The sequence below is a fragment of the Saccharothrix sp. S26 genome (assembly GCF_021390395.1).
Lineage (GTDB): Bacteria > Actinomycetota > Actinomycetes > Mycobacteriales > Pseudonocardiaceae > Actinosynnema.
In genome coordinates, this window is the sequence record NZ_JAJUWT010000027.1 from 134,904 (window position 1) to 157,518 (window position 22,615).

The 22,615-nt window shown below is 70.5% G+C and carries 24 protein-coding genes and 3 tRNA genes; 4 read left to right on the forward strand and 23 right to left on the reverse strand.

What is annotated here, in order from left to right; all coding sequences use genetic code 11:
• Positions 1-9: 9 nt before the first annotated feature.
• The 11 genes from LZG04_RS35645 to rplJ all read right to left on the reverse strand — a co-directional run bounded on the left by LZG04_RS35645 (position 10) and on the right by rplJ (position 10,909).
• Positions 10-1,245 (reverse strand): MCE family protein, encoded by a 1,236-nt coding sequence (locus LZG04_RS35645; protein WP_233825513.1) that lies wholly within the window; start codon positions 1,243-1,245, stop codon positions 10-12.
• Positions 1,242-2,399, reverse strand: a complete 1,158-nt coding sequence (locus tag LZG04_RS35650) for an MCE family protein (protein WP_233825515.1) — start codon at positions 2,397-2,399, stop codon at positions 1,242-1,244. Before LZG04_RS35650 ends, LZG04_RS35645 begins: the two co-directional genes overlap by 4 nt.
• Positions 2,396-3,565, reverse strand: coding sequence for an MCE family protein (locus LZG04_RS35655; RefSeq protein ID WP_233825517.1), 1,170 nt, complete (start codon positions 3,563-3,565; stop codon positions 2,396-2,398). The genes LZG04_RS35650 and LZG04_RS35655 overlap by 4 nt, the downstream gene beginning before the upstream one ends.
• 1 nt (position 3,566) lies before the next feature.
• Positions 3,567-4,595: an MCE family protein gene (locus LZG04_RS35660; protein WP_233825519.1), complete on the reverse strand. Its 1,029-nt coding sequence runs from the start codon at positions 4,593-4,595 to the stop codon at positions 3,567-3,569.
• Positions 4,592-5,620 (reverse strand): MCE family protein, encoded by a 1,029-nt coding sequence (locus LZG04_RS35665; protein WP_233825522.1) that lies wholly within the window; start codon positions 5,618-5,620, stop codon positions 4,592-4,594. The genes LZG04_RS35660 and LZG04_RS35665 overlap by 4 nt, the downstream gene beginning before the upstream one ends.
• Positions 5,617-6,945 (reverse strand): MCE family protein, encoded by a 1,329-nt coding sequence (locus LZG04_RS35670; protein WP_233825524.1) that lies wholly within the window; start codon positions 6,943-6,945, stop codon positions 5,617-5,619. The genes LZG04_RS35665 and LZG04_RS35670 overlap by 4 nt, the downstream gene beginning before the upstream one ends.
• Positions 6,942-7,781 carry an MlaE family ABC transporter permease gene (locus LZG04_RS35675; RefSeq protein ID WP_374202957.1) on the reverse strand — a complete coding sequence of 280 codons (840 nt, stop codon included), beginning with the start codon at positions 7,779-7,781 and terminating at the stop codon, positions 6,942-6,944. Before LZG04_RS35675 ends, LZG04_RS35670 begins: the two co-directional genes overlap by 4 nt.
• Position 7,782: 1 nt before the next feature.
• Positions 7,783-8,514, reverse strand: coding sequence for an ABC transporter permease (locus tag LZG04_RS35680; protein WP_233825595.1), 732 nt, complete (start codon positions 8,512-8,514; stop codon positions 7,783-7,785).
• A 50-nt stretch (positions 8,515-8,564) separates the two neighbouring features.
• Positions 8,565-9,650: an ABC transporter ATP-binding protein gene (locus tag LZG04_RS35685; RefSeq protein ID WP_233825526.1), complete on the reverse strand. Its 1,086-nt coding sequence runs from the start codon at positions 9,648-9,650 to the stop codon at positions 8,565-8,567.
• A gap of 251 nt (positions 9,651-9,901) precedes the next feature.
• Positions 9,902-10,288, reverse strand: coding sequence for a 50S ribosomal protein L7/L12 (rplL, locus tag LZG04_RS35690; RefSeq protein ID WP_233825528.1), 387 nt, complete (start codon positions 10,286-10,288; stop codon positions 9,902-9,904).
• 63 nt (positions 10,289-10,351) lie between these two features.
• Positions 10,352-10,909 (reverse strand): 50S ribosomal protein L10, encoded by a 558-nt coding sequence (gene rplJ, locus LZG04_RS35695; RefSeq protein ID WP_233825530.1) that lies wholly within the window; start codon positions 10,907-10,909, stop codon positions 10,352-10,354.
• Between the two features lie 260 nt (positions 10,910-11,169).
• Between rplJ and LZG04_RS35700 the strand changes: the two genes are divergently transcribed.
• Positions 11,170-11,970, forward strand: coding sequence for a hypothetical protein (locus tag LZG04_RS35700; protein ID WP_233825532.1), 801 nt, complete (start codon positions 11,170-11,172; stop codon positions 11,968-11,970).
• A gap of 63 nt (positions 11,971-12,033) precedes the next feature.
• Here the strand turns inward: LZG04_RS35700 and rplA are convergent, their stop codons facing one another.
• The 5 genes from rplA to LZG04_RS35725 all read right to left on the reverse strand — a co-directional run bounded on the left by rplA (position 12,034) and on the right by LZG04_RS35725 (position 14,782).
• Complete coding sequence (rplA, locus tag LZG04_RS35705; RefSeq protein ID WP_233825534.1) at positions 12,034-12,750, reverse strand: 50S ribosomal protein L1; 717 nt, start codon at positions 12,748-12,750, stop codon at positions 12,034-12,036.
• Between the two features lie 76 nt (positions 12,751-12,826).
• Complete coding sequence (gene rplK / locus LZG04_RS35710; RefSeq protein WP_121224842.1) at positions 12,827-13,261, reverse strand: 50S ribosomal protein L11; 435 nt, start codon at positions 13,259-13,261, stop codon at positions 12,827-12,829.
• A 102-nt stretch (positions 13,262-13,363) separates the two neighbouring features.
• Complete coding sequence (nusG, locus tag LZG04_RS35715) at positions 13,364-14,209, reverse strand: transcription termination/antitermination protein NusG (protein ID WP_233825537.1); 846 nt, start codon at positions 14,207-14,209, stop codon at positions 13,364-13,366.
• A 64-nt stretch (positions 14,210-14,273) separates the two neighbouring features.
• Positions 14,274-14,678, reverse strand: coding sequence for a preprotein translocase subunit SecE (gene secE, locus LZG04_RS35720; RefSeq protein ID WP_233825539.1), 405 nt, complete (start codon positions 14,676-14,678; stop codon positions 14,274-14,276).
• A gap of 31 nt (positions 14,679-14,709) precedes the next feature.
• Positions 14,710-14,782: transfer RNA gene (locus tag LZG04_RS35725), tRNA-Trp, on the reverse strand.
• A gap of 190 nt (positions 14,783-14,972) precedes the next feature.
• On the opposite strand from LZG04_RS35725, the gene LZG04_RS35730 reads away from it, so the two are divergent.
• The 3 genes from LZG04_RS35730 to LZG04_RS35740 all read left to right on the forward strand — a co-directional run bounded on the left by LZG04_RS35730 (position 14,973) and on the right by LZG04_RS35740 (position 17,398).
• Complete coding sequence (locus LZG04_RS35730) at positions 14,973-16,214, forward strand: pyridoxal phosphate-dependent aminotransferase (protein ID WP_233825541.1); 1,242 nt, start codon at positions 14,973-14,975, stop codon at positions 16,212-16,214.
• 123 nt (positions 16,215-16,337) lie between these two features.
• Entirely contained in the window at positions 16,338-16,910 is a 573-nt protein-coding gene (locus LZG04_RS35735; RefSeq protein WP_233825543.1) for an MmpS family transport accessory protein, read from the forward strand.
• 98 nt (positions 16,911-17,008) lie between these two features.
• Positions 17,009-17,398: a hypothetical protein gene (locus tag LZG04_RS35740; RefSeq protein WP_233825545.1), complete on the forward strand. Its 390-nt coding sequence runs from the start codon at positions 17,009-17,011 to the stop codon at positions 17,396-17,398.
• Here LZG04_RS35740 and LZG04_RS35745 read toward each other — a convergent pair.
• The 7 genes from LZG04_RS35745 to LZG04_RS35775 all read right to left on the reverse strand — a co-directional run bounded on the left by LZG04_RS35745 (position 17,395) and on the right by LZG04_RS35775 (position 22,595).
• A complete protein-coding gene (locus tag LZG04_RS35745; RefSeq protein WP_233825547.1) occupies positions 17,395-17,817 on the reverse strand; it encodes a MaoC family dehydratase in 423 nt (140 codons plus the stop codon). The genes LZG04_RS35740 and LZG04_RS35745 overlap by 4 nt on opposite strands.
• Positions 17,814-18,263, reverse strand: a complete 450-nt coding sequence (locus tag LZG04_RS35750; protein ID WP_233825549.1) for a MaoC family dehydratase N-terminal domain-containing protein — start codon at positions 18,261-18,263, stop codon at positions 17,814-17,816. Before LZG04_RS35750 ends, LZG04_RS35745 begins: the two co-directional genes overlap by 4 nt.
• Before the next feature lie 90 nt (positions 18,264-18,353).
• Positions 18,354-18,518, reverse strand: coding sequence for a 50S ribosomal protein L33 (rpmG, locus tag LZG04_RS35755; protein WP_015105301.1), 165 nt, complete (start codon positions 18,516-18,518; stop codon positions 18,354-18,356).
• Positions 18,519-18,785: 267 nt separating this feature from the next.
• A tRNA-Met gene (locus LZG04_RS35760) sits at positions 18,786-18,858 on the reverse strand.
• Positions 18,859-18,903: 45 nt separating this feature from the next.
• A tRNA-Thr gene (locus tag LZG04_RS35765) sits at positions 18,904-18,976 on the reverse strand.
• A gap of 66 nt (positions 18,977-19,042) precedes the next feature.
• Positions 19,043-21,646, reverse strand: coding sequence for an EAL domain-containing protein (locus LZG04_RS35770; RefSeq protein ID WP_233825551.1), 2,604 nt, complete (start codon positions 21,644-21,646; stop codon positions 19,043-19,045).
• Positions 21,647-21,821: 175 nt separating this feature from the next.
• Positions 21,822-22,595: a PhzF family phenazine biosynthesis protein gene (locus tag LZG04_RS35775; protein ID WP_233825553.1), complete on the reverse strand. Its 774-nt coding sequence runs from the start codon at positions 22,593-22,595 to the stop codon at positions 21,822-21,824.
• Between the last annotated feature and the right edge of the window lie 20 nt (positions 22,596-22,615).

Sequence of the window (22,615 nt, forward strand, 5' to 3'; positions counted from 1 at the left end):
TCCCCCTCCTCAGCCCGGCAGACCGAGCAACTGGCCCAGGCTGGTCAGCAGCGGGGCCTCGGCGGCGGTCTGGCCGGCGGCCGGTTCCCGGCCCGGCTGCGACGTCGCGTCACCGGTCGGCGTCGTGGCCGGGATGCCACCGTAAGGCGCGTTCTGGGCACCCCGCACCCCGGTGGCGCTGCCGCGGGCCAAGGCGCAGTAGGCCTGCGTGTTGAGCTCGGCCGGGCTGGTGTCGGTGCCCTGGCGGATCGTGGTGCCGTCGTAGCCGACCGTGCACGGCGGCGGGTCGAACACGTTCAGGGCCAGCCCGAAGTGCGCGCCCGTGCCGTCGCCCTTGGCCACGGTGAACCCGCCGCCGACGACGATCGGGTACGTCACCGCGATCTGCTCCAGCCCGTCCAACCGGGTGACCAGGATGTTCCCCGTGGTCAGCAGGTTGGCCAGCACCACGCCCAGGTTCGGCCCGGTCTCCCGCAGCAGCGCCGACACCTGCTCGGCGGCCTGCGGCGAGACCCCGATGAGCCGACGCAGGTCGGTGTCGGAGTTCTTCAGCTGCTCGGCCAGCGACCGCAGGTCCGACGAGAACGACCTGATCGCGCCGCCCTGCTCGGCCTGCGTGTTCAGCACGACCAGGCCGCTGTCCAGCAGCGCCTTGGTCTGCGGCAGGTGCTCCGTCGCGGCCTGCGTGAACACCTTCGTGTTGTCCAACAGCACCTGCAGGTCCGGCCCCGTGCCGTTGAACGCCAGGTCCAGCTCGTCCACCACGGTCCGCAGCGACTCGGTCGGCACCGACTTGGCGAACGCGTCGAGGTTGGTCAGCAGGCCGTCCAGCGGCGGCGGGGTCTTGGTGGCCGAGCGCGGGATGACCGAGCCGTCCGCCAGGAACGGCCCGTCCTCGCCGCGGGGCCGCAGGTCGACGAACTGCTCGCCCACGGCCGACCGGTTGGCGACCACGGCCTCCAGGTCGGCCGGGATCGACGGCGCGCTCGGGTCGATGTCGAGGTCGACCTCCAACCCGTCGGCGGTCAACCGCATCTGCCCGACCCGGCCCACGGCGACGCCGCGGTAGGTGACCTCGGCGTTGGTGAAGACGCCGCCGGACTCGGCGAGCTGCATCGTCACCACGTAGCCCGACGCGCCGAACACGCGGCCCAGCCCGACGTACCGCGCGCCGACGTAGCTCACGCCGACCAGGGCGATCAGCACGAACGCGCCGATCTGGAGCTTGACGCGACCGGGGATCACCGCCCACCTCCGAGCAGTCCGCCGAGCAGGTCGCCCAACCCGGAGCCGCCCGGGACGCCGGGCAGCGGCAGGTTCGGCAGGGGCAGCGGCAGCGAGGGCGCGGTGCCGTCCACGCCCGGCAGGCCGGGCAGGCTCGGCAGCGGCGACTGCCGCGACCGGCCCAGGTTGTCCACGATCGAGCCCAGGTCCAGGTCGAGGTCGGCGTAGAGGTTGGTGTAGTCGCCCTTGATGCCGTCTACCGCCGAGTCCGGGAACGGGTAGGTCAGCAGCAGCTCGAAGCCGTTGGGCAGGTTCGTGCCCGCCTCGGCGAGCTTCTGCAGGGTCGGCGTCAACGCCTTGAGGTCGGCCACGATGTCGTCCTTGGACTTGTTCACCGTGTCCACCGCGACGTCGGACAGCGCGTCCAGCGACTGGAGCAGCGTGACGAGTTGGGTGCGCTGCTCGCTGAGCACCTTCAGCCCCGGCTCCAGCCCGTCCAGCACGCCGGTGATCTGGTCGCGCTGGGCGTTGAGCGTGCCGCCGAGCCGGTTGAGGCCGTCCAACGCGCGGGTGATCTCGCCCTTGTGCGCGTCCAGGTCGCCGACCAGCCGGTTCAGGTTGTCCAGCAGCGAGCGGATCTGCGGCTCGTTGCCCTCCAAGGCCGCGTTCAGCTCCCGGCTGATGTCCTGGAGCTGGGCGATGCCACCACCGTTGAGCAGCATGGACAGCGCGCCGAAGACCTCTTCGACCTCCGGGTTGCGGTTGGTCCGCTCGACCGGGATGACCGAGCCGTCGCCCAGCGCGCCCTCTTCGCGCCCCTCGGCGGGCCCGGCCAGCTCCACGTACTTCTCGCCGAGCAGCGCGGACTGGCGCAGCCGGGCGACCGAGTTGCCCGGCAGCTTCACGTCGCCGTTGACCAGCACGGTCACCTCGGCGGTCCAGCCGTCCGCGCCCAGGTCGATCCGGTCCACCCGGCCGACCGGCACGTCGTTGACCTTCACGCCGGCCTGCGGCACGAGGTCCAGCACGTCCTTGAAGTGCACCTTCACCGCGTACGGGCGGTCGCCGACGTCCGCGCCGCCGGGCAGCGGCATGGTGTAGACGCCGTCGAAGCCACCCGAGCCGCAGCCGGTCAGCACCAGCGCGCTCGCCACGAGCACAGCGAACCGCCTCACCGAGGCACCCCCGCGAGCGGCAGGGGCAGCGGCAGCTTGCCCTGGGACAGGTCGCTCACCACTTCGGCGGGCGTCTTCAGCGGCACGGCCCCGCTGAGCACCGGCTCCAGTTGGCGGCACGTCTCGGCGAGCACGCCCGGCACGCGGCCCGGCTCGATGCCCTGCACGATCTTGCAGATCAGCACGATCGGCGGCTGGTTGAGCTCGTTGAGGTCGGCCCTGGTGTCGAGCGTGCCGGAGGCCGCGTTGTAGGCGTTCTGGAGGTTGCCCAGGGCCAGCGGGCCGACGTCCAGCGCCTCGGCCAGCGACGCGCGCTGGTCGACCAGGACCTGCGTGATGCCGGCGAGCTTGTCGACGTTGGACTTGAGCACGGCCCGGTTGTCGGCGATGAAGCCCTGCACCTGGCCCAGCGCCGCGGCCAGCTCGGACAGCGCCGCGCCCAGGTTCTCCCGCTCGTCGGCGAGGAACCCGGCGACGTCGGCGAGCTGCCGGTTGAGGTCGCGCACCTGGCTGTCGTTGGCGGCCAGCATGCCGGTGAACTTCTGGAGGTTGTCCACGGTGCCGAACAGGTCGTCCTTCGAGCCGGACAACGTGCGGGTGGCTTCACCGAGCTGCTTGATGGTGTCGCCGAGCGCCTGCCCGTTGCCCCGCAGGTTGCCGGCGGCCGAGTCGAGCAGCTCCGACAGCGCGCCCTCGGAGTTCGCCCCGTTGGGGCCGAGCGCGGTGGTGAGCTTGTCCAGGCTCGCGTACAGCTCGTCCAGCTCGACGGGGGTCGCGGTGCGCTCGCGGGGGATGGTCGCGTTGTCGCCCATCACCTCGCCGCCGGTGTACGCGGGGGCGAGCTGCACGTACCGGTCGCTGACCACGCTGGGCGCGACCACGACCGCCTGCGCGTCCGCGGGCACCTTCACCGCCCGGTCGACCGACATCACGACCTTCACCGTCCGGCCCTGCGGCTCGACCTCCTCGATCGTGCCGACCCGCACGCCGAGCACCCGCACGTCCGAGCCGGGGTAGACGCCGACGGCCGCGCCGAACACCGCGGTCACCCGGCGGCTGTCCGCCCCGGCGAAGACCCACCACAGGGCCGCCGCGGCGACGAGCGCGAGCACGCACGCCATCGCCACGGCCCGGGCCAGGTCACGGCCTGCCTTCGTGGTCGCCACGTCAGTTCCCTCCCCCGGGCGTCGTGGAGCGCTGCACGCCGGGCGGGAGGCAGCCCTCTTCGTTGAAGCCGACCACGCCGAGGTTGACCGACGGCGGCAGCAGGCCGCAGATGTAGACGTCGAACCAGCGGCCGTTGCCCAGCGTGTTGGCGAACACCCGGAAGAACGGGCCCATCAGCGACAGGCTGCGGTCCAGCGAGTCCTGGTTGCGCTGCAACATCGTGGTCACCCGCTCCAGCTGCTCCAGCGCGGGCCGCAGCTGCGCGGAGTTGTCGGCGACCAGGCCGGACAGCTCCTCGGAGAGCTGACGGGTGCCGTTGAGCAGGGCGCTGATCGCGTCACGCCGCTTGCGCAGCTCGCCCAGCAGCAGGTTGCCGTCGGCGAGCAGCTTCTCGAACTGCTCGTTGCGGTCGGACAGGGTCTTGGTGATCTCGTTGGTGTTGGCCAGCAGCCGCGCCAACTGCTCGTCGCGCGACGAGATCGTCCTCGACAGCGCCGACAGGCCGTCCAACGCGCCGCGCACGCTCTCCGCCGAGCCCTGGAAGGTCTGCGAGAGCACCTGGAAGCTGTCCGCGAGCTGCCCGGTGTCGATCTGGCCGACGGTGTCCGCGAGGCCGTTGAACGCCTCCTGCACGTCGTACGGCGACAGGGTGCGCTCGCGCGGGATCGGCTCGCCGGGGTCGAGCGGCTGGGAGCCCTGCGGGTCCAGCGCCAGGAACTTCTGCCCCAGCAGCGTCTTGATCCGGATCACGGCGGTGGTGCGGTCGCCCACCCAGGCGTCCTTGACCCGGAACGACACCTTCACCTTGTCGCCGTCGAGCTCGACCTTGGTCACCTTGCCGACCTTCACCCCGGCCACCCGCACCTCGTTCGCGGGGACCAGGCCCGCGGCCTCGGTGAACTCGGCCGAGTAGGTCGTGCCGCCGCCGACGATCGGCAGGTCGTCGGAGTTGAACGCGGCGAGCAGCAGCAGGGCGATCACGGTGAGGCTGACCACGCCGACCGTCACCGGGTTGCGTTGGGCCTTCATCGGCGGCACCTCGGTTGCGTGACCGGCAGGGCTGTGATCGGGATCGGGTCGTTGACGATCGGCGGCACGGCCACCTGGCCGGTGCCCTCGCACAGGAAGAAGTTGAACCAGGAGCCGTAGGACGCGGTCCGCGACATCGCCTCGACCTTGCCCGGCAGGTTCCGGATCACGCCCTCCACGATCGACTCGTGGTCGGCCAACGTCCGCGACACCAGGCCGAGGTGGGCGATGTCGTCCTTCAACGGCTGCCGCGACTGGTTGAGCAGGTCGGCGGTCGTCGTGGTCAGCTCGCCCATGGCGCTGATCGCCTCACCGATCGGCTGCCGGTCGCCGGCGAGGCCCGTCGTCAGCTCCTGCAACGTCGTGACCAGCGTGGACACCTGCTCGGTGCGCGAGTTCACGGTGTCCAGCACGGCGTTGAGGTTGGTGATCACCTCGCCGATCACCTGGTCGCGGCTCGCCAGCGTGGAGGTCAGCGAGGCGGTGTGGCGCAGCAGGCTGTCGATCGTGCCGCCCTCGCCCTGGAGCACCTGGATGATCTCGTTGGACAGCTTGTTCACGTCGTCCGGGTTCAGCGCCTGGAACAGCGGCTTGAAGCCGTTGAACAGCACGGTCAGGTCCAGCGCGGGCTTGGTGCGCTCCAGCGGGATCACGTCGCCCGGCTCGAGCGCGGACGCGTCGCCCACGCCGTGCTCCAGCGAGATGTACCGCTGGCCGACCAGGTTGCGGTACTTGATCGTCGCGGTGACCGAGGCGGGCAGCGTGCGGTCGCCCTCCAGCGAGAACTCCACCTCGGCCAGCCGCCGGTCGACCACGCGGATCTCGTCGACCTGGCCGACCCGCACGCCCGCGATGCGGATGTCGTCGCCCTCGTTGAGCGCCGTCACGTCGGTGAACCGGGCCGTGTAGCCGGTGCTGCCGGAGAAGCCGACGTTCGAGATGGTCACCGCGAGCAGGGTGGTCGCCAGGATCGTGATCGCGGCGAACACGCCCAGCTTGACCAGCGGCGCGGCCAGGGACCTCACGCCGTCACCTCCGCTCCCCGGTACAGCGGGCCGAGCAGCAGCGCGGTGAAGCTCGGCATCTCCCGCTTCTTCATCCCGAACTGCGGCGCGAGCAGCGCGGCCAGGAAGTCCTGCTCCTCCGGCGAGTTCGCCAGCGACGGCACGCCGGTGAACGACGACACGACCGTGCCGTCGTCGCGGATCGTGCCCGTGTTCGGCGGCAGCACGCCGTCGGTGGCCGAGCGCGCGGGCGGCGGCGACGTCGAGCCGTCCTTGACCGGGCCCTCCGGCGGGTACTGCGGGAACGGGTCGGGCCGCGGCACGATGTCGTAGCAGCGGGGGCCGCGCTTGTCGGCGTACTCCGGGTCGTCCTTGCCCGGCTCGTACTTGCCGCGGTTGGCGGTGACCTCCAGCGTGATGTGCAGGCCCGGCTCGTCGGTGCCCTTGCCGAACACCTGGTCCATGATCGGCTTGAACTCCGACAGGCCCTTGAGCAGGCACGGGTACTCCGGCGCGTACTTGGCCAGCAGCTCCAGCGTCGGCTCGCTGACGTCGGCGAGCTGGATCAGGTTGTTCCGGTTCACCGCGAGGAAGCTGTTCAGGTCCAGCGCCGTGGTGGTGAGCGTGCCGTACATGGCGAGCAGGTTGTCCCGCTGCTCGACCAGCGTGCGGCTGGTGACGGTGGCGTCCGACAGCGCCTGCACCAGGTCGGGCGCGGCGTCGGCGTAGACGTTCGAGACGTCGGCCAGGCGGCTGATGCCGTCCTTGAGCTTGGGCAGCTGCGGGTTGAACTCGCCCAGGTAGGCGTCGAGCCGCACCAGCGTCTCGCCCAGCGGCTTGCCCCGGTTCTCCAGCGCCTGCGACATCGCGGTCAGCGTGGTGGCGAGCTTCTCCGGCTGCACGGCCTGCAACACCGGCATCAGGTCGTCGAGCACGCGTTCCAGCTCGATGGCGCTGCTGGAGCGGTCCTGCTCGATGACGTCGCCCTCGGCGAGCGGGTCCTGGCGCTGCTCGGGCAGCACGAGGTTCACGTACCGCTCGCCGAACAGGGTCTTCGGCAGCAGGCGGGCGGAGACGTTGGCCGGGATGTGCCTGACCTGCTCCGGGTCCAGCGCCAGGTCGAGCTCGGCGCCGTCACCCGCGGTCCGGATGGCCTCGACCCGGCCGACGACCATGCCGCGGACCTTGACGTCGGAGTCGACCAGCAGCTGGTTGCCGACCCGGTCCGTCTTCAACGTCACCCTCACGACCTGCGTGAAGGCGTCGTTGTACATCGCCACCGTGACGCTCAGGAAAAGCGCGATGACCGCGATGAACACGACACCGAGAAGCCGCCGCTGGATCATCCGGCGATCCTCACCGTCGTCGTCGTGCCCCAGATCGCCAGGCTCAGGAAGAAGTCCAGCAGGCTCGTCGTGACGATCGCCGTGCGCACCGCGCGGCCCACCGCCACGCCCACGCCCGCCGGGCCGCCGCTGGCGCGGTAGCCGTAGTAGCAGTGGGTGAGGATGATCACCACGGCGAACACCAGCACCTTGCCGAACGACCAGAGCACGTCCACCGGTGGCAGGAACAGGTTGAAGTAGTGGTCGTACGTGCCCGCCGACTGGCCGTAGAACTCGACCGTGATCAGCCTCGCCGCCAGGTACGAGGTCAGCAGGCCGATCACGTACAGCGGGATGATCGCGATGAAACCCGCGATGATCCGCGTGGTGACCAGGAACGGCAGGCTGGGGATGCCCATGACCTCCAGCGCGTCGATCTCCTCGGAGATCCGCATCGCGCCCAACTGGGCGGTGAAGCCGGAGCCGACGGTCGCGCTCAGCGCCAGGCCCGCGACCAGCGGCGCGATCTCGCGGGTGTTGAAGTACGCGGACACGAAGCCCGCGAACGCCGACGTGCCGATCTGGTTGAGCGCGGTGAAGCCCTGCAGGCCCACGACCGTGCCGGTGAACACCGACAGGCCCACCATCACGCCGATCGTGCCGCCGATGACGGCCAGCGCGCCCGACCCGAAGCTCACCTCGGCCAGCAGCCGCAGCGTCTCGCGCAGGTAGCGGGTCAGCGTGCGCGGCGTCCAGCACAGGGCCCGGATGTAGAACCACAGCTGGTCGCCGAACGTGTCGAGCACGTTCAGCGGCGCGTTCGCGGCCTTGCGGAGCCGGTCGTTGATCGCGGCCACCTCAGCTCCCCTTCGCCGGGACGACCTGGAGGTAGATCGTGGTGAGCACGAAGTTCACGAAGAACAGCAGCAGGAACGTGATGACCACGGCCTGGTTCACCGCGTCGCCGACGCCCTTCGGCCCGCCCGCCGGGTTCAGCCCGCGGTAGGCGGCCACGATGCCCGCGATGAAGCCGAAGATCAGCGCCTTGAGCTCGGAGATCCACAGGTCGGGCAGCTGCGCCAGGGCGCTGAAGCTCGCCAGGTACGCGCCGGGCGTGCCGTCCTGGAGGATCACGTTGAAGAAGTAGCCGCCCATCACGCCGACCACGCTGACCATGCCGTTGAGCAGCACGGACACCAGCATCGCGGCCAGCACGCGCGGCACGACCAGGCGCTGGATCGGCGAGACGCCCAGCACCTCCATGGCGTCGATCTCCTCGCGGATCGTGCGCGAGCCGAGGTCCGCGCAGATCGCCGAACCGCCCGCACCCGCGATGAGCAGCGCCGTCACGATCGGGCTGGCCTGCTGGATGATCGCCAGCACGCTCGCCGCGCCGGTGAACGACTGCGCGCCGATCTGCCGGGTCAGCGACCCGATCTGCAACGCGATGACCGCGCCGAACGGGATCGACACCAGCGCCGTCGGCAGCACCGTCACGCTCACCACGAACCAGCACTGCTGGATGAACTCGCGCAGCTGGAACGGGCGGCGGAACGTGTTGCGCACGACGTCGATCGCGAGCCCGAACATCCGGCCGGTCTCGCGCAGCGCGCCGACGCCGGGGAACGTCGCCGGTGAGCTCACAGCACGCCCCCCTGCCGGGGCCAGGGGCTGGGCGTGGTCGGCGCGGTGATCGGACCCGTGCGGTCGCCCGCGCCGGCCATGACCCGGTAGTGGTCGCGCTCCTCGGGTGTGAGGCTGGCGATGATGCTCTGCTGCGCCTGCGCCGGCAGCGTGTGCAGGATGCTCATCACGCGGTCCTTGCGCCGCCGCACCGCGCCGCGCGGCGGCAGGCCGGGCGTCGGCTCGAGCTGCGGCACGACCCCGCGCACGTCCTCGTCGGGCGAGCCGTCGGAGTGGCCCGCGTCGCGGTGCGCCAGCTCGGCGGCCATCGTGGCCTGGTCCTTCTCCTCCGACATGCCGATCGGGCCGATGCGGCGGCCGTTGAGGAACTGCTCGACCACCGGCTCATCGCTGGTCAGCAGCACCTCGCGGGGACCGAACATGACCAGCTCGCGGCGGAACAGCATGCCGAGGTTGTCCGGGACCGTGCGGGCCACGGTGATGTTGTGGGTGACGATCAGGATCGTCGCGTCGATCTGCGCGTTCAGGTCGATGAGGAGCTGGCTGAGGTAGGCCGTGCGGACCGGGTCGAGGCCCGAGTCCGGCTCGTCGCACAGGATGATCTCGGGGTCCAGCACCAGGGCGCGGGCCAGGCCCGCCCGCTTGCGCATGCCGCCGGAGATCTCGCCGGGCAGCTTCTTCTCCGCGCCGACGAGGCCGACCATCTCCATCTTCTCCAGCACGATCCGCCGGACCTCGGCCTCGGTCTTGCGGGTGTGCTCGCGCAGCGGGAAGGCGACGTTGTCGAAAAGGTTCATCGAGCCGAACAGCGCGCCGTCCTGGAACAGCACGCCGAACAGCTTGCGGATCTCGTAGAGCTTGTGCTCGGAGCAGCGGACCAGGTCCACGCCGTTGATGACGATCCGGCCCTGCTCCGGTTTCAGCAGGCCGACCAGGGACTTCAGGAAGACCGACTTGCCCGTGCCGGACGGCCCGAGCATCACGCTGACCTCGCCCGGCGGGAGGGTGAGCGTGACGTCCCGCCAGATGGTCTGCTTGCCGAAGGACTTGGTCAGGCCCTCGACGACCACCTCGACGCCCATCGCACCTCCAGGTCAGCTCGCCCGACGCCGGACAAGCCGGCGTCATACCGGTGCAACGAGGCCGCCGCGTCGTGGTTACTCACCAGTTGGGTTAACGCGGTATCAGGTGGGTAACGGTGTGCGCGGGCTCATCGCACCCCGTCTGCGATGGTGGGGCACCCGCGACGACGTGGTCAAGATCACCGGCCGGAGACAGCACGAAGGCGGGCACCCGGTTCGGGCGCCCGCCTTCGCGAGGGTGTGGTGCTAGATCACTTGAGCGAGATCTTGGCGCCGGCAGCCTCGAGCTTCTCCTTGGCGGCGTCGGCGACGTCCTTCGCCACGTTCTCCAGCAGCGGCTTCGGAGCGGACTCGACCAGCTCCTTGGCCTCCTTCAGGCCCAGGCCCGAGACGACCTCGCGGACGACCTTGATGACCTGGATCTTCTTGTCGCCGGCGCCCTCGAGGACGACGGTGAACTCGTCCTTCTCCTCCTCGGCGGGGGCGGCCGGGCCGGCGGGGCCGGCCTGCGCGACGGCGACCGGAGCGGCGGCGGTGACCTCGAAGGTCTCCTCGAACTGCTTCACGAAGGCCGACAGCTCCAGGAGGGTCATCTCCTTGAACGCGTCGAGCAGCTCGTCGGTGCTGAGCTTCGCCATGATGGCGGTCCTTTCTCTTTCAACGCCCGAACTGCGGCCGGGACGCGGAGTTTCTGGGTGTGATCAGCTTTCGGCCGGAGCGTCGGCCTCGGCGGCGGCAGGCGCCTCCGCGGCCTTCTTCTCCTGGAGGGCAGCAGCCAGGCGAGCGACCTGGGAAGCCGGGGCGTTGAACAGACCCGCGGCCTTGGCCAGGTTGCCCTTCATCGCGCCCGCCAGCTTGGCGAGCAGCACCTCACGGGTCTCGAGGTCCGCGATGGCGGTGACCTCGTCGACCGAGAGGGGGCGGCCGTCCATGTAGCCGCCCTTGATGACCAGGGCCTTGTTGTCCTTCGCGAAGTCACGCAGGGCCTTGGCCGCGTCGACCGGTTCGCCTTCGACGAAGGCGATGGCGGTCGGGCCGACGAGCAGGGCCTCGAGCCCCTGCACGCCCGCGTCCTCGGCGGCACGCTTGACCAGCGTGTTCTTCGCAACGGTGTACGTGGTGCCCGCGCCGAGAGCGCGACGCAGCGTGGTGAGCTGCGCCATGGAGAGGCCGCGGTACTCGGTCACGACAGCGGCCGAGCTTCCACGGAACTTGTCCGTGAGCTCGGCGACGGCCGAAACCTTGCTGGGCTTCGCCATGATCGCCTCCTCTCTGGGCTAGTGACGCGCCGGTCGAGCCGAGAGGTCCCCGCACAGCAAAAACGCCCCGGCGCAGCAGCACGGGGCGTGACGGGCGTGCGAACACGCCTGAAGTCTTCCTCGTTCTCCTGCGCGGGCCGCCCGCATCGCGGGACCTTCGTTCCCCGTCACGTGGACAGGGATGACCAGCGGTCTTTGGTGAACCGTTGCCAAGACTACGGGACGTGTAGCCGCGGCTCCAAATCGGCATGATGTGACCTGTGACCGACGAGCCGCCCCGGAACCCGCCGCCACCGGACATCGACCCGGAACAGCTCCGGCAGTTCCAGGAGTTCCAACGGTTCCAGGAGTTCCAGCGCTTCCAGCAGGCCCAAGCCACCAACGCCCCACCAAGCCTGCCGGCGGGCCCCACCGCACCGGGCCTGCCACCGGGCGCCACCCCACCGGGCCTCCCCCCCGGTGCCACCTCACCACCCGGCATCCCACCGACCTACCCCCCACCACCGCCCGCCCCACCACGCACGCCGCTGTGGAAGATCCTCCTGCGCAGCAAACTCATCCGCCGCCTGGTGTACCTGGTCGTGGTGCTGCTGGTGCTCACTTACCTGTACGAGATCAACTTCGGCGGCGGAGATGATGGATCCGGGGCAGGCACCGCCACCAGCCGCGGTGGTGCTACCGGCAACCACTTCGTCTCCAAGATCCCCAGGGAGACGGTGACCGCGCTGTACGACAGCGTGGCGAACAAACGCGAGAACAACGGTTGTGGGCTGTTCGAGAACGACCTCGTCCGGCAGAAGTTCATCGACGCGTTCGGCGGCGCCGACTGCCCCGCCACGATGCGACTGCTCAACAGCAGGGTGACCGATGGCATGGGCTACGTGAGCAAGCTGCTGTACCCGCCGGACGCGCTGAAGGAGCCGGTCGGCGACACCTTCGTCATCAGTTCGTGCGCGATGACGGTGACCGGTGGCCCCAAACTCGGTCGCTTCACCCTCTCGAAGGTCGGCGACGGGGTCTGGATCATCAGCGACTACGCGGCCGAGCCGTCCTGCCCGTGAACGACGCAGCGCCCCCGGCGGGAGGCCGGGGGCGCTGCGGAGGTGCTCGGTGACGAGCCGTCGTCAGACGGTGGCCTCGTCGACCAGCAGGTTGCGGGTGCGGTTCGGGTCGACCGGGATGCCCGGGCCCATCGTGGTCGAGACCGTGATCTTCTTCAGGTAACGACCCTTGGCCGCGGACGGCTTGGCGCGCAGGATCTCGTCCAGCGCGGCGGCGTAGTTCTCGACCAGCTTCTCCGGGTCGAACGACACCTTGCCGATCACGAGGTGCAGGTTGGCCTGCTTGTCCACGCGGAAGTTGATCTTACCGCCCTTGATGTCCGCGACGGCCTTGGTGACGTCGGGCGTCACGGTGCCGGTCTTCGGGTTCGGCATCAGGCCGCGCGGGCCGAGGATGCGGGCGATGCGACCGACCTTGGCCATCTGGTCGGGCGTGGCGATCGCGGCGTCGAAGTCGAGCCAGCCGCCCTGGATGCGCTCGATCAGGTCTTCGGAGCCGACCGCGTCCGCGCCGGCGGCCTCGGCCTCGGCGGCCTTGTCACCGGTCGCGAAGACGATCACGCGGGCGGTCTTGCCCGTACCGTGCGGCAGGTTCACGGTGCCGCGGACCATCTGGTCGGCCTTGCGCGGGTCGACGCCGAGCCGGATCGCGACCTCGACGGTCGCGTCCAGCTTCACCTTGGAAGTCTCCTTGGCGAGCTTGGCTGCCTCCAGCGGCGAGTACAGCCGCTCCCGGTCAACCAGCTCAGCAGCGTTCTTGTACGCCTTGCTGCGCTTCATGCTTCTGTCCTTAAAGTGGATCAGTTGTGGTGACGAGCCAGCGCGCGGCTCTCCCACGACTACGAAAGAGGAGGGGTCAGCCTTCGACGGTGATGCCCATGGAGCGGGCGGTGCCGGCGATGATCTTCGCCGCCTGGTCCACGTCGTTGGCGTTGAGGTCGACCATCTTGGTCTGCGCGATCTCCCGCACCTGGTCCATGGTCACCTTGGCGACCTTGGTGCGGTGCGGCTCGCCCGAGCCCTTCTCCACACCGGCGGCCTTGAGCAGCAGCTTCGCGGCCGGCGGGGTCTTGAGCTTGAAGTCGAACGAGCGGTCTTCGTACACGGAGATCTCGACCGGCACGACGGTGCCGCGCTGCGACTCGGTCGCGGCGTTGTACTGCTTGCAGAACTCCATGATGTTGACGCCGTGCTGACCCAGCGCGGGACCAACGGGCGGCGCGGGGTTCGCGGCCCCGGCCTTGATCTGCAGCTTGATGATCGCTGCGAGCTTCTTCTTCTTGGGAGGCATCTCGGTTCCTTTATTGCGGTGTCCGCGCGCGGCCCTGCCAGCCGCAGCGTGGCTGCCGGCGCCCGTCCATCCGGAGGGGAACCGGAGTTTGTGTTGTCCTGGCTAGATCTTCGAGACCTGGCTGAACGACAGCTCGACCGGGGTCTCGCGACCGAAGATCGACACCAGCACCTTCAGCTTCTGGCCGTCGGCGTTGACCTCGCTGATCGTCGCGGGCAGCGTGGCGAACGGGCCGTCCATGACGGTGACCGACTCGCCGACCTCGAAGTCCACCTCGACGGTCGACTTCGCGGGCGCCGCGGCGCTCTTCTTGCCGGCGGCGGGCTTCTGCTCGACCTGGGGCAGCAGGAACTTCAGCACCTCGTCGATGGTCAGCGGCGACGGCTTCGACGTCGCGCCGACGAAACCCGTCACGCCCGGCGTGTTGCGCACCGCGCTCCACGACGCGTCGTTGAGCTCCATCCGGACCAGGATGTAGCCGGGCAGCACCTTGCGCTGCACCTGCTTGCGCTGGCCGTTCTTGATCTCGGTGACTTCCTCGGTCGGCACCTCGACCTGGAAGATGTAGTCCTCCATGTCGAGCGTCTGGATGCGCGTCTCGAGGTTCGTCTTGACCTTGTTCTCGTAACCCGCGTACGAGTGCACGACGTACCAGTCGCCGGGCGCGCGCCGCAGCGCTTCGCGCATCTCCTCGGCGGGGTCCGCGGGCTCGGCGTCGATGTCGGCGACGGCGGCGGTCTCGACGTCGCCGCCGGACTCCACCTCGTCGCCGGGCTCGGCACCCTCGTCGGACTCGTCCTCGTCGGACCCGGTCTCGACGGTGGCGGACTCCTCGGTGTCCTCCGACGCCTCCGCCTGCTCGACGTCCTCGACGCCACCGTCGAAGTCACGCTCGTCGGTCAGGTCGTTCAGCTCCTGGGCGTCAACGCCGCCGTTCTCGGAGGTCACTGTGGGTCTCGCTTCCTCTCATGCATCACATGTCCGCCGCCACCCGGGGCGGCAGGTGATCGGCTCAGCCGAACACCTTGAACATGCCCCAGGCGAAGGCCGAATCCAGGCCGAACACCAACGCCACCATGAAGGCCACGAAGACCAACACGACTCCGGTGTAGGTGACCATCTGCTTGCGGGTCGGCCAGATGACCTTCCGCAGCTCGCTGACCACCTCGCGGACGTACCGGACGATCCGGGCGAAGAAGCCGACCCGCTTCTCCGAGTCCGTCCGCGAGCGCGTGGGACGGCCCTTCTTGGCCCCCTCGGCGTCGGAGTCGGCCTCGGCCGACTTCTTCGCCTCCACGGAGTCCTTGCGGCCCGCCGGACGCGCGGAACCACGGCGCTCGCGCCGCGCTGCGGCGGTAACCGGCCGGGACGCGCCCTCGCGCTCGTCCGGCTGGTCCTGCTCGCGGCCCTCGCTCATGCCGTCCTCCGCTCACCATCGCGCTTCGACGCAGGGGCGACAGGACTTGAACCTGCAACCTGCGGTTTTGGAGACCGCTGCTCTGCCAGTTGAGCTACACCCCTTTGGGATCCGAACGACTACCGGATCCCCTGGCTGGAGACGTCCCGCACCCTCCTCACGTGGCCCGTGAGGCAGCGACTGGACGTTCCAAGACCGGAAGCATACGGCACCAGGTGCCCCTCCTTCCAACTGGCCCGGTCAGAGGGGGTGCCGGCGGCTTGCCCGGTTGTGCGATCTGCCACGATTGGCGGCATGGGCACGCCTGAGACGACCACCGGGACCAGTACCTCCGAGCACCCGCGGATCTCCAAGCGGATCGGCGGCATTGCCGAGTCCGCCACCCTCGCGGTCGACGCGAAGGCGAAGGCGCTCAAGGCCGCGGGTCGACCGGTGATCGGCTTCGGTGCCGGCGAGCCGGACTTCCCGACCCCCGACGCCATCGTAGCCGCAGCTCAGGCCGCGTGCGCGGACCCGAAGAACCACCGCTACACCCCCGCCGCCGGCCTGCCCGAGCTGCGGGAAGCCGTAGCCGCGAAGACCAAGCGCGACTCGGGCTACGAGGTCACCGCCGCGCAGGTGCTGATCACCAACGGCGGCAAGCAGGCCGTGTACCAGGCGTTCGCCACGGTCGTCGACCCGGGCGACGAGGTGCTGCTGCCCGCGCCGTACTGGACCACCTACCCCGAGGCCATCACGCTGGCGGGCGGCGTCCCGGTGCAGGTCACGGCGGACGAGTCGACCGACTACCTGGTCACGGTGGAGCAGCTGGAAGCGGCGCGCACCCCGAGGACCAAGGTGCTGCTGCTGTGCTCGCCGTCCAACCCGACGGGCTCGGTCTACACCCGCGAGCAGATCACCGCGATCGGCGAGTGGGCGCTGGAGCACGGGCTGTGGGTGATCACCGACGAGATCTACGAGCACCTGGTCTACGACGGCGCGGAGTCGGTGTCGCTGCCGGTGGCCGTGCCCGCGATGGCGGACCGCACGATCGTGCTCAACGGCGTGGCCAAGACCTACGCGATGACGGGGTGGCGGGTCGGCTGGCTGATCGGGCCCACCGACGTGGTGAAGGCCGCCGCGAACCTCCAGTCGCACCTGACCTCGAACGTGGCCAACGTGTCGCAGCGGGCCGCGCTAGAGGCCGTGTCGGGGCCGCTGGACGCGGCGCACGAGATGCGCGAGGCGTTCGACCGCCGCCGCCGCACCATCGTCGACCTGCTGTCGGCCATCCCCGGTGTGGAGTGCCCCACCCCGAAGGGCGCGTTCTACGTGTACCCGTCGGTGAAGGCGTTGATCGGCAAGGAGCTGCGCGGCACGACGATCACGGACACGGTGCAGCTCGCGGCGCTGATCCTGGAGCACGCCGAGGTGGCCGTGGTGCCCGGTGAGGCGTTCGGCACGCCCGGCTACCTGCGGTTGTCGTACGCGCTGGGTGACGACGACCTCAAGACCGGCGTGACGCGGATGGCCGAGCTCCTGGCCGAGGTCAAGTAGCACACAGTTTCGACGTTCCGTCACGAAAGGCACCCCCGATGGGGTGCCTTTCGGCGTATTGAGACTCATTCACATCACCCGGTGTAACTGTGATGTGTACCACCCTGACGGAGTGGAGGGGTCATGTCCGACCAGCAGCGCAACGTCCCGGGCACCGCCGGCTTCGCGCTCGGGCTCGTGGGCCTGGTGGCCGCGTTCTTCCCGGCCGCCGGCCTGGTCGCGTGGCCGCTGGTGGCCGTGGGCTTGGGCCTGGGCCTGCTCGGCCTGGTCAGGGTCCACCGCGGGCAGGCGGGCGACAAGGCCGTCACGATCGCCGGCGTCGCGTTGTCCGCGCTCGGCCTGGCCGTGGGCGTGGCGTGGGTGCTGCTGTTCGGCCAGGCTTCCACCGAGGCCGAGAACGCGCTGGACGACCTGCGTGAGCAGGGCGACAAGAGCTCCGTGCTGGTCTACGAGGTGACCGGTGACGCGCTCACGGCGACCATCAGCCACGCCGCCTCCGCGACCGTCGAGCAGGAGGTCGCCGCCCTGCCGTGGGCCAAGGAGTTCACCGTCATGGGCGAGTTCGGCGGCGCGACGCTGGACGTCACGACCGGCGCGGACGGCGGCACGGTGACGTGCCGGGTCACCGTGGACGGCGTGGAGCGCCGGACCGCCACCGCGTCCGGGCCGCACGCGGTCGCGCGGTGCTCCGACTGACCGTCGGTAACTCCTTTGGGTGACTCGTGTAACCGTCGGTAGAACTGCCCCGATGGTCCATTCAGCCCAACCGATCTTCACCCGAGGAGCCCAAGCCCATGACGGAGTCCGACCCTTCGGAGCGCCCGGCCCGCAAGTGGCTCGTGATCGCCGCCTCGGCGCTGCTCGTGGTCGGCGCGCTGGCGCTGGTGCTGTGGACCACCGCGCCCGAGCCGCCGGTCCGGGTCGTCTACCACGTCACCGGCACCGCGACGCGGGCCACCGTCACCTACTCCACGTTCCAGGGCGACCAGACGCGCCAGGAGGAGCTGACCGAGCTGCCCTGGCGGATGGAGCTGCTGGCCACCGGCGAGCCCGAGCACGGCGTGCTGACCGTCACGATCGGGCCCGGCGGTGGTGACGTGGCGTGCGAGGTGCGCGTGGCCGAGGTCGAGCGCCGTTCGGCCACCGCCACCGGCGAGCACACGAGCGCGCTGTGCGGGTTCTAGGCCCGCAGGCGGACCAGGGCCGACGCACCGCCCAGCACGGACTTGCCCTCGAACGTGGCCGTCACGTTGACCTTGGCCGTGCCGTCGTCGTTGACCTTGGTGACCTTGGCGGTGACCTCCACCAACGCGCCCTTGTCGTCGTCGGGGACCGGGACGGGGCGGCCGAAGCGCACGCCGTACTGCACGACGGCGCCGGGGTCGCCCGCCCACTCGGTGACGATCCGGGCGGCCATGCCCATGGTGAGCATGCCGTGCGCGATCACGCCGGGCAGGCCGACCTCGCGGGCGAACCGCTCGTTCCAGTGGATCGGGTTGAAGTCGCCGGACGCGCCCGCGTACCGGACCAGGTCGGCGCGCGTGATGCGCAGCGACAGCGGCGGCAGCTCGTCGCCGACGGAGACCTCCGATGCGCGGATCACGCGTCCTCCCCCCGCACGACGAGGGTGCAGCGGCCGGTCGTGACCGGTTCGCCGTCCTCGGTGCTCAACTCGGCGCGGATCGCCAGCATGTCGTTGCCCATCCGCGAGGTGATGCCGTCCACGTGCAGCACGGCGGTGAGCCGGTCGCCCGCCACGATGGGCCGGTGGTGGACGAACGTCTGGTCGCCGTGCACCACGCGGCTGTAGTCCAGGCCCAGGTCGGGGTCCTCGACCAGCACGTCGTTGGCCTTGAGCGAGACGATGATCGCGAACGTGGGCGGCGCGATGACGTCGCGGTAGCCGGCGGCGCGGGCAGCCTCGGGGTCGCGGTGCAGCGGGCTGGTCTCGCCGACGGCTTCGGCGAACTCGCGGATCTTCTCGCGGCCCACCTCGTAGGGCGGCGACGGCGGGTAGGAACGTCCGACGAACGACTGGTCGAGAGGCACCCGAGGAGGTTATACGCGGGTCGGGTCACACGCGACGAGGCCCGCCCCGGATCCCGGGACGGGCCTCGCACGTGCGGTCTGGCTACCGGCTCAGCGGGTTTCCTTGTGAGCGCGGTGGGTCTTGCAGTTCGGGCAGAACTTCTTGATCTCCAGGCGGTCCGGGTCGTTGCGCCGGTTCTTCCTGGTGATGTAGTTCCGGTGCTTGCACTCCTCGCACGCGAGGGTGATCTTGGGGCGTACGTCGGTTGCAGCCACGGTCCTTGCCTTTCTAGAGCTCGTGTGCCCCGACCCGACCGGGCGACCGCGGCGGGCTTACCACCACGGCGGGGTTCCAGCACCACCAACTGGCGGCCACCGGCAGAACAACCCCACCGGCCCAAGCGGGCCGGCACCCAACCACGGAAACCGACCACCTGGGGGTCCAGGGGGCTCGCCCCCTGGGCGGGGTTCGGGGGCTGCGCCCCCGATGTGATGCGGAGCGAGCGGGTCCACGCTCTCCGTGGACACACCTCACCCCTCGCGTAGCGGTGGCCGGACTTGAACCGGCGACACAGCGATTATGAGCCGCTTGCTCTACCAACTGAGCTACACCGCTTTACACAACACGGCCGCGATGCTCGTGCACCGCGGCCAGTTGTTGAGCCCCTTTACGGAATCGAACCGTAGACCTTCTCCTTACCATGGAGACGCTCTGCCGACTGAGCTAAAGGGGCTTGCTCTTGCGGAGCCAGGAGAACTCTACAACAGGCGTGCCGCAGAAAGGAAATCGGGGGGCCCTCCTAGTGGACCAAGGTGAGCACCGTCTCATCCCGGGCACCCCTGACCTGCACCGTCCGCGCCCGCAGCCACGCCTCGAAGCGGTCCTCCGACAGCGGCCGGGAGATCAGGTAGCCCTGCGCCACGTCGCAGCCCATGCCGACGAGCTGGTCGCGCGCGGCGTCGTCCTCGACGCCCTCGGCGACGACCGTGAGGCCCAGCGAGTGGCCCAGCTCGACGATCGAGCGGACCACCGCCATGTCGCCCAGGTCGGTGCCCATGCCGAGCACGAAGCTCTTGTCGATCTTCACCTCGTCCACGGGCAGCTGCCGCAGGTACGCCAGTGACGAGTAGCCGGTGCCGAAGTCGTCCACGGCCAGCACGACGCCCATCTGGTGCAACCGCCGCAGCACGGGCAGCGCGCGTTCCGGGTCGGCCATCACGCCGGACTCGGTCAGCTCGAACGTCAGCAGCTCCGGCGGCACCTCGTGGCGCTTCAACGCCGCCGCCACGCGGTCGGGGAACTCCTCGTCGGCCAGCGTCCGCACGGACAGGTTCACCGCGATGGACATGCGCAGCCCGCGGTCGACCCACAGCCGCACCCGGGCCAGCGCGGTGTCCATGACGAAATCGGTGAGCACGTCGACCAGGCCGGTGGCCTCGACGGCGGGCACGAACTCGTCCGGGTCGACGCGGCCGAACTCGGGGTGCTTCCAGCGCACCAGCGCCTCCGCGCCGACCACCTGGCGGCTGGGCAGCGCGACCTTCGGCTGGTAGTGCACGGAGATCTGGCCGTTCTCCAGCGCGGAGCGGAACTGCGTCACGAGCTGGAAGCGACGCAGGAAGATCTGGCCCATGCTGGGCGCGTACTGGCGCAGCGGCTCGTTGTCGCTGGTCGCCCGCACGGCCACGTCGGCGCGTTGGAGCAGCGCGTCCGGGTCCGGCTCCTCGACCTCGCAGTCGGTGGTGGAGACCCAGCCGACGACCGCGCCCGCCTCCACGGTGAGCCGGTCGACCGGGTACGGCACCGACAGCGCGGCGCGCAGCCGTTCGGCGATCTCCTGGATGCGCTCGGCCTGCCGGTCCAGCAGCAGCGCGGCGAAGGCGCCGCCCTCCAGCCGGGCCAGCGGCACCTCGGGCCCGAGCTCGTCGCGCAGCCGTCGGCCGGCGGCGACGACCATCCGGTTGCCCCACGCCTGGCCCAGCGCGTCGGAGACGGTGGACAGCACGTCGAGGTCGACGCGGACCACCACGGCCGTGTCGGCCTCGCGCAGGGGCTCGGTCGCGGCCTCGCGGAAGCCCGGTCGGTTCAGCAGGCCGGTCAGCGGGTCGTGGTAGGCGTCGTGGCGCAGCCGGGCCAGCAGCCGCCGGTTGTCCACGGCGGTGGACAGGTGGCTCGCCAGCGTGCGCAGGAGCTGGATGTCGGCCTTGCCGAAGCCGCGCCACCGGCTGAGCCGGTCGTGCACCTCGACCGCGCCGAGCAGCTGGGTCGCCCCGCGCAGCGGCACGACCAGCGCCTCCTGCGCGTCCCGGCGGACCAGCGCCTCGGAGACCTCCTCGCCCGCTTCCACGAGGCGGAAGTACCGCACCTGCGCGCCGGGCAGTTGGAGCATGGCGTCCTCGCGCAGCACCCGCGGGTCGTCGCGGCGCATGCCCGGCGGCAGCGGCTCGCCCGCGACCAGCGTGCGCATCGGGGCCTGCGGGTCGGTGCGCAGCCGGAGCACCACCCGGTTGGCGTTGAGCTGCTCGCGGATGCGTTCGGCGATGAGCTGCCAGTCGTCGTCCTCGCCGCGGCCGTCGTCCTCTTCCGGCCCGGCGCCGCGCGGGCCGGTGGCGTGGCGGCCGGAGCGGGCCACCCGCAACGAGACCTCGCTGAGCGCCTCCAGGTCCCGCTGCTCGCGCAGGAGGCCGGAGTAGGCCAGGTAGATGGCGGTGATGCCGAGGAAGACCAGGCCGATCAGCAGGCCGCCCCACGGCGCCTTGTCGGCGATCTCGTAGCCGGCCAGGCCCGCGGAGGTGTTGAGCAGGGCCACCACGAGCGTCTGGAGCACCAGTCGCAGGCTCGGCGCGACCCGCATGCCCTTGCCCATGATCCGCAGCGCGGTCAGGCCGAGCACGCTGGCCAGCAGCGGCACCGCGATCGTGCCGACGAACGCGCCCGCCCAGAACGGCCCCTCCGCGCCCAGGAACCGCTTGACCAGCTCGGCGACCGCGAAGGCCACCGAGATCTCCATGAACATCAGGCCCGCGTTGTAGACGGCCCGGTCGAGCACGCGGCGGCCGAGCAGCGTGCCGACGCCCGCGACCACGTGCGCGGCGAGCACGATCTCGAACGGCGCGACCAGCAGGCCGAGCACGAGCGGGATCTCGGTGAACGAGATGGTCCAGGCCACCCCGCTGCGCACGTCGACGTTGATGGCCAGTTGCTCGGCGAGCAGGAAGCCGATCACCAGCAAGGGGCCGGTCCACCACAGGTCGACGTCGGGTTGGGTGTCGGGCAGCCAGGAACCGACGAGGAACGCGGACAGCGTGCCCGCGACGAGGAGCAGGACCGCGAACACGCTGAACGCGCGGTTCGTGGACCGGGTCGGCGCGCTGGGCGCCGTGGCCGACGCGTGGTCGGACATCCAGCCTCCTCGTCGGCCGTCGTCGCGGCGGGCCGGGTCGCGGCCTGCGTGCTCCGGGCGTGACTGAGGGGTCCCGAACACCGACCAGGACCCCTCCAAGGCTGCCAATGTACCCCGGTCGGGGGACGAAATGGCAGGTCGTGTAGCGGAATGCCACCAGAAGTAACAGTCCCGATCACACGATCAGTCGGCCCTGGATCACCGTCACGGCCTGCCCGGCGAGCCGCACGCGATCTTGGTCCACAGTGGTCCGGACCAGCCCTCCGCGGGCGGACGCCTGCTCGGCCAGCAGGTTCGCCCGACCGAGCCGCGGCGACCACCAGGAGGCGAGCGTGCAGTGCGCGGAACCGGTTACGGAATCCTCCGGGACTCCGTAGGAGGGGTAGAAGCACCGGCTCACCACGTCGAGCCCCGGCCGGTCGCCCGCGGCGGTGACGATCACACCCCGGCCGGGCACCTCGGCGAGCGCGGCGAAGTCGGGGCGCAGCTCGCGCACCTCGTCGGCGGAGGCGGCCTCCACCAGGACGTCGGACACGGCCCGCGCGACCGCCCGCACCGTCACGCCCGGCAGGCCGGCGCGCAGCGGCGTGGTCACCTCGATCGGCTCCGCCGGGTCGGCCGGGAAGTCCATTTCCACCCAGCCGTTGTCGGCGGTGCAGGTCAGCACGCCGCTGCGGGTGGCGAACCTGCGGCCGCCGCCGAGGACGTGCGCGGTGGCCAGGGTGGCGTGCCCGCACAGGTCGACCTCGGCGACCGGCGTGAACCAGCGCAGCGGGAGCGGGTCGTCCCCTTCACCGTCGATGCGCACGAACGCCGTCTCGGCGTGCTTCATCTCGGCGGCGACGGCCTGCATCCACCCGTCGTCCACCGGACCGTCCAGCAGCACCACGCCCGCCGGGTTGCCCGCGAACGCGCGGTCGGTGAACGCGTCGACCACGTAGAGCTCCACAGCGGCAATCTACGTCCGGA